Source organism: Skermanella sp. TT6, from assembly GCF_016653635.2.
GTDB classification, from domain to species: Bacteria; Pseudomonadota; Alphaproteobacteria; order Azospirillales; family Azospirillaceae; genus Skermanella; species Skermanella cutis.
The window spans coordinates 870,571-885,358 of record NZ_CP067420.1; the positions used below are offsets into that span (position 1 = coordinate 870,571).

The 14,788-nt window shown below is 69.4% G+C and carries 14 protein-coding genes and 1 pseudogene; 12 read left to right on the forward strand and 3 right to left on the reverse strand.

Going from position 1 to position 14,788, the window contains the following annotated elements:
• The first annotated feature begins 29 nt into the window (after window positions 1-29).
• Genes IGS68_RS04055 through IGS68_RS04070 form a run of 4 tightly spaced genes read left to right on the forward strand, consistent with a single transcriptional unit; the run spans window position 30 to window position 4,819 of the window.
• Window positions 30-1,310, forward strand: a complete 1,281-nt coding sequence (locus tag IGS68_RS04055) for an ROK family transcriptional regulator (RefSeq protein ID WP_247881166.1) — start codon at window positions 30-32, stop codon at window positions 1,308-1,310.
• The gene (locus IGS68_RS04060; RefSeq protein ID WP_201077521.1) at window positions 1,307-2,797 is read left to right on the forward strand and encodes a sugar ABC transporter ATP-binding protein; all 1,491 of its coding nucleotides are present in this window, start codon (window positions 1,307-1,309) and stop codon (window positions 2,795-2,797) included. The genes IGS68_RS04055 and IGS68_RS04060 overlap by 4 nt, the downstream gene beginning before the upstream one ends.
• 9 nt (window positions 2,798-2,806) lie before the next feature.
• Window positions 2,807-3,814 carry an ABC transporter permease gene (locus IGS68_RS04065; protein WP_201077523.1) on the forward strand — a complete coding sequence of 336 codons (1,008 nt, stop codon included), beginning with the start codon at window positions 2,807-2,809 and terminating at the stop codon, window positions 3,812-3,814.
• Window positions 3,815-3,856: 42 nt separating this feature from the next.
• On the forward strand, window positions 3,857-4,819 hold the full coding sequence (locus IGS68_RS04070; RefSeq protein ID WP_201077525.1) for a substrate-binding domain-containing protein: 963 nt from the start codon (window positions 3,857-3,859) through the stop codon (window positions 4,817-4,819).
• Between the two features lie 55 nt (window positions 4,820-4,874).
• On the opposite strand, the gene IGS68_RS35355 is transcribed toward IGS68_RS04070, so the two are convergent.
• From IGS68_RS35355 to IGS68_RS04080, 3 genes and pseudogenes are all read right to left on the reverse strand, one after another.
• Entirely contained in the window at window positions 4,875-5,396 is a 522-nt protein-coding gene (locus tag IGS68_RS35355; protein WP_371821881.1) for an autotransporter outer membrane beta-barrel domain-containing protein, read from the reverse strand.
• A gap of 113 nt (window positions 5,397-5,509) precedes the next feature.
• Window positions 5,510-5,734, reverse strand: a pseudogene (locus IGS68_RS36260) (hypothetical protein); the annotation flags it as partial.
• A complete protein-coding gene (locus IGS68_RS04080) occupies window positions 5,658-5,924 on the reverse strand; it encodes a helix-turn-helix transcriptional regulator (protein WP_201077529.1) in 267 nt (88 codons plus the stop codon). The pseudogene IGS68_RS36260 and the gene IGS68_RS04080, both read right to left, overlap by 77 nt.
• 114 nt (window positions 5,925-6,038) lie before the next feature.
• Here IGS68_RS04080 and IGS68_RS04085 point away from each other — a divergent pair, with 114 nt between their 5' ends.
• The 8 genes from IGS68_RS04085 (at window position 6,039) to dctP (ending at window position 14,757) form a co-directional block, all read left to right on the forward strand.
• Entirely contained in the window at window positions 6,039-7,826 is a 1,788-nt protein-coding gene (locus tag IGS68_RS04085) for a cation:proton antiporter domain-containing protein (RefSeq protein WP_371821882.1), read from the forward strand.
• A 127-nt stretch (window positions 7,827-7,953) separates the two neighbouring features.
• The gene (locus IGS68_RS04090; RefSeq protein WP_201077531.1) at window positions 7,954-8,688 is read left to right on the forward strand and encodes an IclR family transcriptional regulator; all 735 of its coding nucleotides are present in this window, start codon (window positions 7,954-7,956) and stop codon (window positions 8,686-8,688) included.
• The gene (locus tag IGS68_RS04095) at window positions 8,685-9,455 is read left to right on the forward strand and encodes an enoyl-CoA hydratase/isomerase family protein (RefSeq protein ID WP_201077533.1); all 771 of its coding nucleotides are present in this window, start codon (window positions 8,685-8,687) and stop codon (window positions 9,453-9,455) included. The genes IGS68_RS04090 and IGS68_RS04095 overlap by 4 nt, the downstream gene beginning before the upstream one ends.
• Before the next feature lies 1 nt (window position 9,456).
• Complete coding sequence (locus IGS68_RS04100; protein ID WP_201077535.1) at window positions 9,457-11,121, forward strand: acyl-CoA mutase large subunit family protein; 1,665 nt, start codon at window positions 9,457-9,459, stop codon at window positions 11,119-11,121.
• Window positions 11,122-11,182: 61 nt separating this feature from the next.
• Window positions 11,183-11,581 carry a cobalamin B12-binding domain-containing protein gene (locus IGS68_RS04105; protein WP_201077537.1) on the forward strand — a complete coding sequence of 133 codons (399 nt, stop codon included), beginning with the start codon at window positions 11,183-11,185 and terminating at the stop codon, window positions 11,579-11,581.
• The gene (locus IGS68_RS04110; protein ID WP_201077539.1) at window positions 11,578-12,708 is read left to right on the forward strand and encodes a CaiB/BaiF CoA transferase family protein; all 1,131 of its coding nucleotides are present in this window, start codon (window positions 11,578-11,580) and stop codon (window positions 12,706-12,708) included. The genes IGS68_RS04105 and IGS68_RS04110 overlap by 4 nt, the downstream gene beginning before the upstream one ends.
• Window positions 12,705-13,616 carry an ArgK/MeaB family GTPase gene (locus tag IGS68_RS04115; protein ID WP_201077541.1) on the forward strand — a complete coding sequence of 304 codons (912 nt, stop codon included), beginning with the start codon at window positions 12,705-12,707 and terminating at the stop codon, window positions 13,614-13,616. Before IGS68_RS04110 ends, IGS68_RS04115 begins: the two co-directional genes overlap by 4 nt.
• A gap of 112 nt (window positions 13,617-13,728) precedes the next feature.
• Window positions 13,729-14,757 (forward strand): TRAP transporter substrate-binding protein DctP, encoded by a 1,029-nt coding sequence (dctP, locus tag IGS68_RS04120; RefSeq protein WP_201077543.1) that lies wholly within the window; start codon window positions 13,729-13,731, stop codon window positions 14,755-14,757.
• Window positions 14,758-14,788: the final 31 nt, after the last annotated feature.

Below are 14,788 nucleotides of genomic sequence, written 5' to 3' on the forward strand. Positions count from 1 at the left end.
CAGACGGCTGTCGTGGGGAGCGTTCCGGTGTGGCTGTCTTGATACCAGGGTCCTCGACTCCATGGTCCGGCCTGTCGGCCAGCGAAAGGGCCGTGCTGGACCTGCTGTTCTGGTCCCCGGGCCTTTCCCGCGACCTGATCTCGACGCGCGCCGCCTTCTCCAAGACGCGCACCAACGCCCTCGTGGCCGGACTGATCGAGCAGGGGCTGGTCGAGGAGATCGGCCTTCAGGAATCGACCGGCGGCAGGCGCGCCGAGACGATCCGCATCAACCGCGGGCTGGGCGTGCTGCTGGGCGTCGATCTCGACGCCACCCGGTTCGACGTCGCCGTCTTCACCCCCGACCTCCACCTGCTGGCCCGCGACGGGGAGGAGATCGACGTGCGCCGGGGCCCCGGGCTGGTGCTGTCCCATGTCCGGGCGCGGATGCGCGGCCTGCTGGCGCGCTGCGGCGCCACGGCCGACCAGGTGCTCGGCATCGGCATCGGCGTTCCCGGCCCGGTCAATTTCGACACTGCGGAGCTGGTCGCGCCGCCGCTGATGCCGGAATGGGACAGCTTCTCGATCCGGGCCGACCTGCGGGCCGACTACGCGGCGCCCATCTTCGTGGACAACGACGTGAACCTGATGGCGCTGGGCGAGCTGTGGCACCTGCGGCGGGAGCCCCAGGACTTCCTGGTCATCAAGGTCAGCACCGGAATCGGCTGCGGGATCGTCTGCCACGGGCAGGTCTATCGCGGGGCCAACGGCTCCGCCGGCGACGTCGGGCATATCTGCGTGGACACCCACGGCCCGCGCTGCCACTGCGGCAATATCGGCTGCGTCGAGGCCATGGCCGCCGGACCCGCCATCGCCCGCATGGGGGTGGAGGCGGCGGAGGCCGGCGAAAGCCCGGTGCTGGCCGACATCCTCGCGGCCAGGGGGGCGATCGACCTGGGCGACGTGGCCCAGGCCAGCCGGGCGGGCGACGCCGCGTCCAACATGATCATCCAGCGCGCCGGGGCGCTGATCGGGCAGATGCTGGCCTCGGTGGTCAATTTCTTCAACCCGTCCCACGTCTTCATCGGCGGCGAGGGGGCCCGAATCGGGCCGCTGTTCCTCGCCTCCGTGCGGCAGAGCGTCTACCAGCGCTCCCTGCCGCTCTCCACCCGGAACCTCCAGATCCAGTACACGCCTCTCGGCGAGCAGGCCGGGCTGATCGGCGCCGGCGTCCTGGCGATGCAGGAGGCCATGAGGAGCCGGGGAACCGACAGGGACAAGGCGCGGGGCCGGCTGCCGGAGCCGGGCCGGCTGGAGAGTGTGGACCGATGAGCATAGGCGTCCGGTTCGAGGATATCGTGAAGGAGTTCGGCCCCGTGCGGGTGCTGCACGGCGTCGGCTTCGAGCTGGCGCCCGGCCGGGTCTACGGCCTTCTGGGCGAGAACGGCGCCGGCAAGTCCACGCTGATGAAGATCCTCAGCGGCTACGAGCAGCCGACCGGCGGCACCGTCCATGTGGACGGGCAACCCCGGAGCTTCCGCAGCTCCCGCGACGCCGAGGCCGCCGGGATCGTCCTGATCCACCAGGAATTCAACCTGGCCGAGGACCTGACCATCCAGCAGAACATCTTCCTCGGCCACGAGAAGAAGCGCGGCTGGTGGCTGGACGAGGCGGCGATGCGGGCCGACACCGTCCGGGTGCTGGCCCAGGTCGGCCTCGACCGCGACCCCGACACGCCGGTCCGGCAGCTGATCGTGGCGGAGAAGCAGCTGGTCGAGATCGCCAAGGCGCTCGCCCGCAACGCCCGCCTGCTGATCATGGACGAGCCGACCGCCTCCCTGACCCCGGGGGAGACCGAGGCCCTGTTCGCCCTGATGGCGCGGCTCCACGCCGAAGGCGTCACCATCGTCTATATCTCCCACAAGCTGGACGAGGTGGAGCGCACCACGGACGAGGTGATCGTGATGCGCGACGGCCGCTTCGTCACCCGGCGGGCCACCCGCGACGTGACCCGCCGCCAGATGGCCAACCTGATGGTCGGGCGGGAGCTTTCCGACCTCTACCCGCCCAAGGACCCGGCGCCCGCCGGCAAGCCGCCGCTTCTCCGGGTGCGGGGGCTGAACGTGCCCGGCTGGGCGTCGGATATCGGCTTCGAGGTGCAGCCCGGCGAGATCCTGGGGTTCGCCGGTCTGGTCGGCGCCGGCCGGACCGAGCTGTTCGAGGGGCTGCTGGGGCTGCGCCCGCACAGTGTCGAGCGCATCGAGCTGGACGGCCGGGAGATCCGCATCCGCACCCCGCGCGACGCGGTGAACCAGGGCCTGACCTACCTGAGCGAGGACCGCAAGGGAAAGGGCCTCCATGTCGGCTTCGGCCTGAGCGAGAACCTGACCATGATGGCGCTGGAGCACTACGCAAAGCCCTGGCTGCGCCCCCGCGAGGAGCGCCGGGCGCTGGAGGGCGCCGTGAGGGAGTTCGGCATCCGCACCGGCTCGCTGGATGTCCGCGCCGCCTCCCTGTCGGGCGGCAACCAGCAGAAGCTGGCGCTCGCCAAAGTTCTCCACCCCCGGCCCAAGGTGGTCGTCCTGGACGAGCCGACCCGCGGCGTCGATGTCGGCGCCAAGCGGGACATCTATTTCCTGATCCAGCGGCTGGCGCGCGAGGGGCGCGCCGTCGTCGTGGTCTCGTCGGAGCTGATGGAACTGGTCGGCCTGTGCCACCGCGTCGCCGTGATGCGCGCGGGCCGCATCCAGGCCGTCGTCGACGCGCAACATCTGACCGAAGAGGAGCTGATCTCCCATGCGACGGGAACGAAGCAATGAGGGGGCGGCGTGGTAGAGCGGCAAGCTGAAGTCCCGGCGGCATCCCGGTTCCAGCGGGCGCGGTCCGTGGGCGCGTGGCTGCACGGCGTCGGGCCGATCGCGGGGCTGGTGCTGCTCTGCGTCGTCGGCACCCTGCTGAACGGCGACTTCGCCTCGCTCGACAACGCGACGAACGTGCTGACCCGCACCGCCTTCATCGGCATCATCGCGGTCGGCATGTGCTTCGTCATCATTTCCGGCGGCATCGACCTGTCGGTAGGCTCCATGGCGGCGTTGATCGCCGGGCTGGTCATCCTGCTGATGAACACGCTGGCCGGCTGGATCGCCCAGCCGGTGCTGGTGGTGGCCGCCGGCATGGTCTGCTCGGTCCTGCTGGGCGCCGCGTTCGGCACGATCCACGGGCTGCTGATCACCCGCGGCCGGATCGAGCCCTTCATCGTCACGCTGGGCACGCTCGGCATCTTCCGGGCCTACCTGACCTATTTCTCCAACGGGGGCGCGATCACGCTCGACTACGAGCTGTCGGACGTCTACGGCCCCGTCTATTACGCCACCCTGGCCGGCGTGCCGGTCCCCGTCTGGGTGTTCCTGCTGGTGGCGGTCGCGGGCGGCCTGATCCTGAACCGCACCGCCTACGGGCGCTATGTCCAGGCGATCGGCTCCAACGAGCAGGTGGCGCGCTACGCCGCGGTCAACGTGGACCGGATCAAGGTGCTGACCTACGCGCTGCTGGGCGCCTGCGTCGGTATCGCGACGCTGCTCTACGTGCCGCGGCTGGGCTCGTCCTCGCCGACCACCGGCCTGCTGTGGGAACTGGAGGCGATCGCCGCGGTGATCGTCGGCGGCACCGCGCTGAAGGGCGGGTCGGGCAGCATCGTCGGGACCGTCGTCGGCGCCATCCTGCTGTCGGTCATCAGCAACATCCTGAACCTGACCAGCGTCATCAGCGTCTACCTGAACGCGGCGGTCCAGGGCTTCGTGATCATCATCGTGGCGTTCCTGCAAAGGCGGAAATGACCACGCCGGCATGGCCGGCATAAGCAAGGGGAGGAAGAGACCATGACGTTGAAGTCCTGCATATTCGCGATGGCCGCGGCCGCGGTCGCGTTCGGAGCGCCCGCGGCGGCGTTCGCCCAGAACAAGGTCAACCTGGGCGTCGCGATCCCGGCGGCGACCCACAGCTTCACCGCCGGCATCGTCTGGTGGGCCAACGAGGCCAAGAAGGAGCTGGAGGCCGCGCATCCCGACCTGAAGGTCACGATCAAGACGGCGGCCAACGCCGGCGAGCAGGCCAACCAGCTCCAGGACCTGACGACCGCCAACAGGATCAACGCGCTGGTGATCTTCCCGTTCGAGTCGGCGGCGCTGACCCGGCCGGTGGCGCAGGTCAAGAAGCAGGGCGTGTACGTGACCGTGGTCGACCGCGGCCTGACCGACACCAGCGCCCAGGACGCGTACGTGTCCGGCGACAACACCGCCTTCGGCAAGGTGCCGGCGGAGTACATCGCCAAGGCGCTGGACGGGAAGGGCAATATCGTGGCCCTGCGCGGCATCGCCACCACGCTCGACAACGAGCGGATGGACGCCTTCAACTCGGTGATGAAGGACTATCCCGACATCAAGCTGCTGGACGCCCGGTACGCCAACTGGAACCGCGACGACGCCTTCAAGGTGATGCAGGACTACCTGACCCGCTTCAAGCAGATCGACGCGGTGTGGGCCGCCGACGACGACATGGCGGTCGGCGTGCTGAAGGCGATCGAGCAGGCCAAGCGCGAGGACATCAAGATCGTCTTCGGCGGCGCCGGCGCCAAGGGCATGATCAAGACGCTGATCGACGGCGCCGACCCGCGCATCCAGGCCAACGTCTCCTACTCGCCGAAATTCATCTACGAGGCGATCAAGATGACGGCCGAGGCCCGCCTGAAGGGCGAGTCGCTGCCCGAAACCACGATCGTCCCGTCGGTGCTGATCACCAAGGACAACGCGAAGGACTTCTATTTCCCCGACAGCCCGTTCTGAGGAACCGCGGGGCGGGCCCGGCCGGGTCCGCCCCATTCGCCGACTGACGTAACTCCTACCACTGGTACCGGATGCGGCCGAGCAAGGCGTAGGCCTGCTGGCCGTCGCGCAGCTCGGCGGCGGCACCCAGGTTCAGGGCCAGCCCCATGGGCAGCTCGGCCGAGACGCCGGCGGCGAGGATCACGGCGTTGCGCGACGGCTCGTTGCCCTCGACCGTGAAGCTGCCGCCGGTCGCCCCCGCGAAGCGCGAGGTGATGGTGGCATCCGGCTGCACCAAGTCATAGCCCCAGCGGACCTCGAGCGATGGCGTGACCGTGCCCAGCGTCTCGGTCCGGAACGGGGCGGACGCCGCGACGCCGAGGGTGGCGGTCAGGGCGTTCTCGGCCTTGCCGGAGACGGCCAGCTCCGCCCCGGTGGCGCCGTTCTCGGTATAGCTGTCCTGGACGAAGCGGGTCCAGGACAGCTCGGCGGCGGGCCTGACGTCGAACCCGTGGACATCGGAGGTGCGGCCTCCCTCGACGGCGGCGGACAGCTCGGTCCCGCCGAAATCCGACGTGGCGAACCCAGGGCTGGCCACGAAGTCGATCCGGCGCGACCCCGACCTGGAGGCTCAGGTCGGTCCGTCCCCAAGGTCCGCCTGCCGTAGAGGCCGAGCAGGTAGCTGCTGACGTCGCCGTCGGTGCCCGCCCGCTCATGCAGGACGACCGTGCGGGAGAACCCGGCCGACACGCCGACCACGATGCCCGGCGCCCGCTCGGCGTCGGCCCCGAACTGCATGCCGCCGCCCCGCCAGTCGAAGCCTTTGTCGGTTCCGGAGTCGCCGCGCCCCCGGTGCTCCTCACGGCGCCCAGCCGCTGCCCGGCGGCGCTGCGGTTCCCGACAGCCTGACGCCCGGCCCGCTGATCCCGTCGGCATCCAGGAAGCTCACGCCGGCACCCTCCAGCGTGCGTCGGATCGCCGCCATGGTCGCCCGCTGCATGTCCCGCTGGCCGGCCTCGAAACCCCGCACGGTGCTTCGGCTCACCTCCGCGGCGGTGGCAAGCTCGTCCTGGGTCCAGTCCAGAAGCGCGCGGGCGGCGCGGCATTGCTCGGGGGTCAGTGACATCAGGCGAAGATGGGGATGTGACTTGAAAGGTCAAGATGCGCCATTTTGGTTGAAAATCATCATCGAACAATCATGTAGCAGTTTCGGCAGATCCGGATCCGGAGGAAAAGAACAGTGCTGGCGCATCACGCACCGCTCGTCTCGATGATCGCCATCGGCCTCGTTCTCGCCTTTCTCCTGGGTCTGGTCGCGCATCGCCTGCGGGTCTCTCCCCTGGTCGGATACCTGCTGGCAGGGATCACCGTCGGCCCCTTCACCCCGGGCTTCGTCGCCAACCAGGCGCTGGCGAACGAACTGGCGGAAATCGGCGTGATCCTGCTGATGTTCGCGGTCGGCCTGCATTTCTCGCTGAAGGACCTGCTGTCGGTCAGGGCGGTGGCGCTTCCCGGGGCGGTCGCGCAGATCACCGTCGCGACCCTCCTCGGCATGGCCCTGGCCTGGGTGCTGGGCTGGTCCGTCGGCGCGGGGATCGTCTTCGGCCTGGCACTGTCGGTCGCCAGCACGGTCGTCCTGATCCGCGCCTTGCAGGAACGCCGCATCATCGACACCGACCGGGGCCGCATCGCGGTAGGCTGGCTGATCGTCGAGGACTTGGCGATGGTCCTTGCCCTCGTCATGCTGCCGGCGCTCGCCGGCGCGCTGGGCGGCGCCGGGGAAACGCCGGACTGGCGCGTCATCGCCATTTCGGCCGGGCTGACCGTGGTGAAGGTGGCCACCTTCGTCGCGATCATGCTGGTGGCCGGGCGCCGGGTCGTGCCCTGGATCATGCATTACGCCGCCCACACGGGATCGCGCGAGCTGTTCCGGCTGTCGGTCTACGCGGTGGCCCTGGGGGTCGCCTATGGAGCCGCCGCCCTGTTCGGCGTGTCCTTCGCCCTGGGAGCCTTCTTCGCCGGGATGGTGCTGGCCGGAAGCCCCTTGAGCCAGCGGGCGACCGAGGAGGCGCTGCCGCTGCGCGACGCCTTCGCCGTGCTGTTCTTCGTGTCGGTCGGCATGCTGTTCGACCCCGGCGTCCTGGTCCGCTCCCCCTGGTCGGTGCTGGCCACCGTCGCCATCATCGTGATCGGCAAGTCGCTCGCCGCCTACGCGATCGTGCGGGCGTTCGGACGCGCCAACGGAACGGCCCTGACCATTTCCGCCAGTCTCGCGCAGATCGGCGAATTCTCCTTCATCCTGGCCGGCCTGGGCGTCGGCATGGGCGTGCTGCCGGCGGAGGGTCGCGACCTGATCCTGGCCGGTGCCATCATCTCGATCATGCTGAACCCGCTGATCTTCGCCGCCGTGGACCGGCCGCGGTCCCGCAAGGCGCCGGACCAGATGCTCCCGGCCCCGGCCGGGGGGCCGGTCGCGGTCCCGTCCGGCGGGACGGCCGTGCCCGACGCGATACCCGACCTGACGCCGACCAGCCTGACCGGCCACGACGTCCTGATCGGCTATGGCAGGGTCGGCTCCCTGGTCGGTTCCGGCCTGCGCGCCGCCGGCCGCCCGGTCCTCGTGGTCGAGGAGCGGGCTGACGAGATCGAGGCGGCGCGCCGCGACGGCGCCGAGGTGGTGATCGGCAACGCCGCCGATCCCGAGATCCTGGCGACCGCCAACCTGTCGGCCGCCCGCCGGCTGATCGTCACCGTTCCCGAAGCCTTCGAGGCGGGCCAGGTGGTCGAGCAGGCCAGGGCTGCCAACCCCGGCCTGGAGATCGTCGCCCGCGCCCACACCGACGCGGCGGTTTCGCACCTGACCGACCTGGGCGCCAGCTTGGCGGTCATGGGCGAGCGGGAGATAGCGCTCCGCATCCTCGAGCGCATCCTCGAACGCATCGAGGCGAAGGATGGGGCGGATCGGCAGGGGGCCGACGGGTCCGGCCTCCAGGCCGGCCCGAAGCGCCAAGACCCGCCCGCGGAATAGCCGCCGGCCCGTCCCGCGTCCGGTCTCACCTCTCCTCCCCATTGCCGCCCATTCTCGAGAAAGTCGGCTTCTGCTTGACTCGACATTTCAAGCAGGTGAAGATGCTTTCATGAATGTGAATGGCAACGTGAAAACTGCCGGACGAACCCTCGACGTGTTCGAAGCCTTCGAGGATGTCGGCAAGCCCCTGACCCTGTCCGACCTGGCGCGCCGGCTGGAGATGCCGGTCAGCAGTTGCCACGGGCTGGTCGGCACGCTCAAGGCCCGGGGTTACCTGTACGCCGTCAACCGGCGCACCCTCTATCCGACGCGCCGGATCCTGGAGATGGCGCGCCGCATCGTCGCCAAGGATCCGATGCTGGAGCGGCTGGCCGGTTTCCTGGAGCGGCTGCGCGACGACACGGGGGAAACCGTGATCCTGGGCAAGCGCCAGGACGATGCGGTGATTTACCTGCACGTGGTCGAGGGGCTGCGGACGATCCGCTATTCCGCCAAGCCGGGCGAGCTGAAGCCGCTGCATTCCAGCGCGATCGGCAAGGCTATGCTGGGGGAGATTCCGCCGGCCGACCTCGCGGCATGGTTGGCCGGGCACCCCCTGGATGCCGTCACCGAAAACACGCTGGTGACGCCGGAAAGCCTCGGCGGCGATCTCGCGGCCGGGCGGGAGCGCGGCTACCACATCACGCGGGGCGAGAACGTTGCCGACGTCATGGCCGTGGCGACCGCCATCCACCTCAACGGCGAACCGCTCGGCGTCGCCGTCGCGGGACCGCTGGAGCGTATGAAGACCGGCCTCGCCGCACACACGGAAAGACTGCTGGCGATGAAATCGGCCGTCGAGGCCGGCGAGGAACATCCATGAGCGACGAGCTGCTGGCCGAACGCCGCGACGACATCCTTCACGTCACCCTGAACCGGCCGGAGAAACGCAATCCCCTGAGCCGCACCCTGCTGGAGGCGCTCCGCCGATGCTTCGAGGCGCACGCGGACGATCCAACCCTGCGCGTCGCCGTGTTGCGCGGGGCGGGCGAGAAGAGCTTCGCGGCCGGCGGCGACCTGAAGGATCTGGGCCAGCTCCGATCGGCCGAGGAGGCCGGCGAGATGGCGGACCATGCCAAGGCCGCGCTGGACGCGGTCCGCCGGTTCCCCGTCCCCGTGGTCGCCGCCCTCAACGGCGACGCGCTGGGCGGCGGGGCGGAACTGGCCGTCGCCTGCGACTTCCGCGTCGGCGCAAGACATGCCCGGATCGGCTTCGTCCAGGGCAGGCTGAACATCGCCACCGCCTGGGGCGGCGGCATCGACCTTCTCGACCTGCTCGGGCCCGCCGCGGGTCTGCGGCTTCTCGCCCGATCGGATCTCCTGGACATGGAGTCGGCGCGAGCCGTCGGGCTGGTCGACGCGGTGGCCGAAGCCGACCAGCCGCTGGACGATGCGGTCGCCTCTTTCGTTCAGCCGATGCTGCGCCAGGCTCCGCAGGTGCTCAGGGCCTTCAAGGCGCTGGCGGTGGCGCATCGCACGGGAGCATCCCGCTCCGACATGGAACGACTGGAAACGAGGCTGTTCGCCGGAACCTGGGTCCATGACGACCACTGGTCCGCCGTCGAACGGCTCAACCTGGGACGGAGGTAGAATGACCGCCGCGCAATCCACCAAGGCAGAAAGCACCAGGACGGCCGTCGCGGCCGAACTGGAAGCCGCGAGGCCGGGTCCCGGCGCGCCGAAGCCGGTGACCCCCTCGGGGATCGAGATACCGGCGGTGGTCACGCCCGACATGCTGACGCGGCCGGACCCCGGAATGCCGGGGGAGGCGCCGTTCACGCGCGGGATCTTCGCCGACGGCTATCGCGGGCGGCTCTGGACGATCCGCCAGTATTCCGGCTTCGGCACGGCGGAAGAGTCGAACCAGCGCTACCGTTTCCTGCTCGACGGCGGCCAGACCGGGCTTTCCGTGGCGCTGGACCTGCCGACCCAGTGCGGGCTCGACCCGACCGATCCTATCGCGAAGCCCGAGGTCGGCAAGGTCGGCGTGTCGCTGTCCAACCTCGCCGAGGCAGAGATCCTGTTCGACGGCATCGACCTGTCGAAGATCTCCACCTCCTTCACCATCAACGGCACGGCGGCGATCATCTACGCCATGTACTGCGCGGTCGCCGACAAGCAGGGCGTGCCGCGCTCCAAGCTGACCGGCACGATCCAGAACGATATCCTGAAGGAATACGTGGCGCGCGGCACCTGGATCTTCCCGGTGCGCCCGAGCATGCGCCTGATCGCCGACACCATCCTGTTCTCCAACGAGGAGACGCCGCGCTTCAACCCGATCAGCATCGCCGGCGCCCATGTGCGCGACGCCGGGGCCACGGCGGTGGAGGAACTGGGCTACACCCTCGCCAACGGACTCGCCTATGTCGAGGAACTGCTGCGGCGGGGCGGGGATGCCACCAAGTTCGCCCAGCGGCTCAGTTTCTTCTTCTATGTCCACATGGATTTCTTCGAGGAGGTCTGCAAGTTCCGGGCGGCCCGGCGCCTGTGGGCCAGCTTGCTGGAGGAGCGGTTCGGCATCACCGATCCCAAGGCGCAGCGGTTCCGGTTCGGCGTGGTGTGCGGCGGATCCTCGCTGACCTCGGCCCAGCCCTACAACAACATCGTGCGGGTCGGCATCGAGACCATGGCGGCCGTGATGGGCGGCGCCCAGTCGATCTTCACCTGCGCCTATGACGAGGTGTTCCAGATCCCGACGGAGTTCAGCGCCGAGATCGCCATGCGGACCCAGCAGATCGTGGCCCACGAGAGCGGCATCTCGAAGACGGTGGACCCGCTCGGCGGCAGCTACTTCGTGGAGTGGCTGACCGAGCGCATGGAGCAGGAGACCCGGGCCGTCATCGCGGAGATCGACGACTACGGCGGCGTGATCAAGGCCGTCGAGGACGGCTATCTGCAGATGCGGATCGCGGAGCGGGCCAAGCTCCGCAAGCAGGGCATCGACAGCGGCGAGACCGTCGTCGTCGGCCAGAACCATTTCCGGCGCGACGACCAGACCGACGATTTCGGCGAGGTCTTCCGCCTGGACCCCCAGGCGGCCCGCCGGGTGCGCGAGAAGTACGACGGCGTCATGGGGCGCCGCGACGAATCCCGCGTGGCCAGGAGCTTGGAGGCGCTGGGCCTTGCCGCGGCCGACGACGGCGAGAACGTCATGCCGCACCTGATCGAGTGCTGCCACGCCTACGCCACCGTCGGCGAGATGGTGGCCACGCTGAAGAAGCACTGGGGCGAGTTCCAGGAGCCGATCCGGCTGTGATTTCCCGCGCAACGCGGCAAGGAAACGACGGGCCAAGAAACGACAGGGGGAGGAAACGACGATGAGCCTGAAGGGCAAACGCATCCTGATCGCCAAGCCCGGCCTGGACGGGCACGACGTCGGCGCGAAGGTGATCGCCCTGGCGCTGCGCGACGCGGGGGCCGACGTGATCTATACCGGCCTGCGCAAGAGCCCCGACTACATCGCCCGCGTCGCGGTCGAGGAGGACGTGGACGCGGTCGGCCTCAGCCTGCTGTCGGGCAGCCACAACGAGCTGGTGGCCGAGACCCTGCGCTGCCTGCGCGACCTCGACGGCGGGGACATCAAGATCTTCGTCGGCGGCACCATCCCGGCCGAGGACCAGCCGGAACTGCTGCGGATCGGCGTCCGGGGCGTGTTCACCTCGGACCAGAAGCTGGAGGACGTGGTGGCGGCCATAGACCGGGAACTGGCCGCATGAGCGGGCCGCTCTCCGGCATCCGCATCCTCGAAGCCGGCCACATGCTGGCGGGCCCCTATTGCGGCATGCTGCTCGCCGACCTGGGCGCCGACGTGATCAAGATCGAATCGCCCGAAGGCGACATCGCCCGAAGGCTCAGCCCCCACCGCGTCGGTCCGCACAACGCCTATTTCGCCTCCCTCAACCGCAACAAGCGGAGCGTCGTCCTGGATCTCGGCTCGGCGGAGGGGCAGGCCGCCCTGGGCCGGCTGGCCGCGACCAGCCAGGGGCTCCTGACCAACATGCGGCCGGCGGTGATCCGCAAGCTCGGCCTGACCTACGACCGCCTGTCCGCATACAATCCCCGGATCGCCTGCCTGGCGCTGACCGGCTACGGCCTGGACGGTCCCTACGCCGACCGGCCCGCCTACGACTACGTGATCCAGGCGCTGGTCGGCATCATGGCGCTGACCGGCGATCCCGGCGCGCCGCCGGTGAAATGCGGCTACTCGGCGGTGGACAATTCCGCCGGCATCATGGGGGCGCTCGGGCTGGTCGCGAAGATCCTGGAGGGCAGGGGCGGGCAGGTCGACGTCTCGCTGTTCGACACCATGCTCTCGCAGCTGAACTATGTGGCCGGCGCCTGGCTCAACGCCGGCGAGCCCCCGAGCCGGTACGAGAGCGGCGGGCATCCCTACATCGTCCCGGCCCAGATCTTCGAGACCGCCGACGGCCACCTCGCCCTGTTCATCACCCACGACGACTTCTGGCGGCGCTTCGCCCGCGAGGCCGGCCGGCCGGAATGGCTGTCGGACGAGCGCTTCAGCACCATGTCGGGGCGCACCGCGAACCGCGACCTGGTGATCCGGGCGGTCGAGTCTCTGCTGCGGACCGGCGGAACGGCGGAGTGGGTCGGACGGCTGGCGCCCCTGGGCATCGTCGTCGCCGGCGTCGAGCGGCTGGAGGACGCGCTGTCCGGCGACCTTGCGCGCAGCCACGACATGGTGGTGTCGATCCCGACCGGCGACGGCGACCTGGCCGTCGTGGGCAATCCGATCCGCTTTCCCGGCGAACCGACCCGGTACGAGCCGCCGCCGCTGCTCGGCGAGCACACGTCGGCGCTTCTGGCGGCGGGGGAACGACCATGACGGGAAGCCCGTCCCGCCGCCGGGAACTCGGCCGGGCGCTCAGCCGGATCGCCCGGGCCGGCGTGCGGCAGACGCTGGCCGGGCACGGCGATGCCGCGCCGCCGGCCCGGCCGGCCTATCGCATCGGCATCACCGGCGCGCCGGGGGCCGGCAAGAGCACGCTGATCGCCCGCCTCGCCGCGCGGCGGCTGCAACGGACCGCGGGCGAGGTCGCCGTGCTGGCGATCGATCCGACCAGCCCGATCACCCAGGGATCGATCCTCGGCGACCGCGTCCGGATGGACGCCATCGCCGGCGATCCGCGCCTCTATATCCGCTCCCTTCCGAGCCGGGGCAGCCATGACGGCTTGGCCGACAACCTGCCGGACCTGCTGCTGGCTCTCGATCGGTACGGCTTCGACGAGGCGCTGGTCGAGACCGTGGGCGTGGGGCAGGCCGAGCACGCGGTGCGCACCCTGGTCGATTCGGTCGTGCTGGTGCTCCATCCCGAATCGGGGGACAGCGTCCAGGCCATGAAGGCCGGCATCCTGGAGATCGCCGACATCTACGTGGTCAACAAGGCCGACCTGCCCGGCGCCCGGAAGACCGCCGCCGAGATCCGCGCCGTGACGCGGCGCGTCGGGGACGGCGGGGCCTGGACGCCGCCCGTGGTCCTGTGCGCCCAGGGGGACGACGCCGGCCTGACGGAGCTGGACGAGGCGGTGGAGCGGCATCGCGCCTGGGCGGCGGAACGCCGCGATGCCGGTGCGGTCCGCCTCGCGCGCGCCCGGCACCATGCCCAGGCGCTGCTGTCCCGCCGGGCCGCCGAACTGATCGAGGAGTCCGACCCGGCCCTGTTCGACGGGCCGCTGGAGCCGGTCTACCATCGGATTCTGCGCCGCTTGGCCGATGATCTGGGAGGCAAATAATCCGGAAGATGACGATCCGGGGTGGCTCCCGCTGTCCGGATGGTCTTAAATGGATGAAAAGAGGGAGAAAATCCCCGGATCGAGAATGCAATCAAAAGAGGAGGAGACGTTCATGGGACATACAGGCATGTGGAAGACGGGCAGGCTCCTGACGGGGCTGGCGCTCGGTGCGGCGCTGACCCTTTCCGCCGCGGCGGCCGGTGCCCAGACCCTCAAGATTTCCCACCAGTGGAAGGCGCAGACCGATGCCCGCGACCGCGCCGTCCGGGTGTTCGTGGAGGAGGTCGGCAAGCAGGCGCCGGACCTGAAGTTCCGCATCTTCCCCGGACGCTCGCTGATCCAGAACCCGGTCGCCCAGTTCGACTCGCTCCAGAACAATTCGCTGGAGATGGCGATCTATCCGCTGGTCTACGCCGTCGGCAAGGTGCCGGAGTTCTCCATCACCATCATGCCCGGCCTGATCAGCAACCTGGACGAAGCGGTCAAGCTCAAGAACTCCCCCTATCACCAGCGGCTTCAGGAGATCGCCCACGCCAACGGCGTCCATATCGTCACCTGGTGGTGGACGCCCGGCGGCTTCGCGTCGAAGAACCGGGAGATCCAGGGACCCGATACGGTCAGCGGCCTCAAGATGCGCGCGGCCGACCCCTATTTCGAAACGGTGCTCCAGGCGGCCGGCGCCTCCGTCCAGTCGATGCCCTCCACCGAGATCTACTCCGCCCTTCAAACCGGGGTGCTCGACGGCGTCATGACCTCGGCGGAAAGCTTCGTCAGCATGCGGATCTACGAGCAGACCAGCAACGCGACGGTCGGCGGCGACAACATCCTGTTCATGCTGCTCCAGCCGCTGATCATGTCCAAGCAGGCCTGGGACAACTTGACCCCTGACCAGCAGAAGGCGTTCGAGGAGGCGGCCACGGTCAGCGAGAAGTTCTTCAACGGCCTCCAGCTTGAAGCCGACGCGGAGATGAGGAAGGCCTTCGAGGAGGCTGGGGCCGACGTGAGGCCGCTGACCGACGCGGAATTCGAGGCCTGGGTCGACCTGGCGCGCGAGACCGCCTGGAAGAAGTTCGAAACCGAAGTCCCCAACGGCAAGGAGCTGATCGGGCTGGTCGAGACCTCGCTCCAGAACGCCCAGTAAGACAAGAACCAAGAAAAGAAAGATGCGGGTG